The sequence below is a fragment of the Aeromonas sp. Lyrl_2 genome (assembly GCF_051948815.1).
GTDB classification, from domain to species: domain Bacteria; phylum Pseudomonadota; class Gammaproteobacteria; order Enterobacterales; family Aeromonadaceae; genus Aeromonas; species Aeromonas veronii.
In genome coordinates this window covers 1-737 of record NZ_JAYJLJ010000064.1, presented here as the reverse complement: position 1 = coordinate 737, position 737 = coordinate 1, and the positions used below count along the sequence as shown (strand labels likewise).

Annotated in this window: 1 protein-coding gene; it reads right to left on the bottom strand. The window is 56.3% G+C overall.

Annotated features, from left to right (window positions below):
- Positions 1 to 49 precede the first annotated feature (49 nt).
- A partial coding sequence (locus tag VF684_RS20920; RefSeq protein WP_440174399.1) for an IS3 family transposase occupies positions 50 to 737 on the bottom strand: 688 nt, incomplete at its 5' end.

Here is a 737-nt window from a genome sequence, read left to right as displayed (position 1 = left end):
TGTCTAGTCCTGAAATAGGTTTACACATTTTCAACTAGCATTTCTCTACTCAGAACCCCCTATGTACCGCATCGGGGGTTCTGTATTTCAACGCATGATGCGGCCGCTCCGCGTTGTAAATATCCACCGCTTCACGCACCATTTCCCGCGCTTGCGTCAAATCCTGCGGGCTTTGCAGCAATAACTCTCCTTTCAAAACCCCGTTCACCCGCTCCGCCAACGCATTCTGGTAACAGTCATACCCATCCGTCATCGAGCATTTCACCCCGTACCGCTCATGTAATGACTGATACAGCCCCGAGCAATACTGCACGCCGCGGTCCGAATGATGGATGAGTTCACCGCTGCCACGTCGTTGCTTCAGTGCTTTCTTGAACGCCATCGCTACCGATTCGGCATGCATTCCTTCGTGCACGTGATGGCCCACTATCTTGCGTGAGTACGCATCCGTCACCAGGCTCAGGTACAGCGGTCCGCTCCTGGCTGGCAGATAGGTGATATCAGCGACCCAGACCTGCTCCGGGGCCACCGGCGTGACCTGCTCTGGCCCCGCCTTGAGCAAGTTGGGATGACGGTAGAAACGGTGAAAACTGTGGGTGGTCTTGTGATACGCCCGCTTAGGCTGCACCAGCAGGCGGTGCTCGGCCAATATCCGAAACAGCCTGTCACGCCCGACCTTGAGCCCGTCATCATCCTGACCCTGCAGCAGATAATGCAGCTTGCGAGTGCCGACCCGA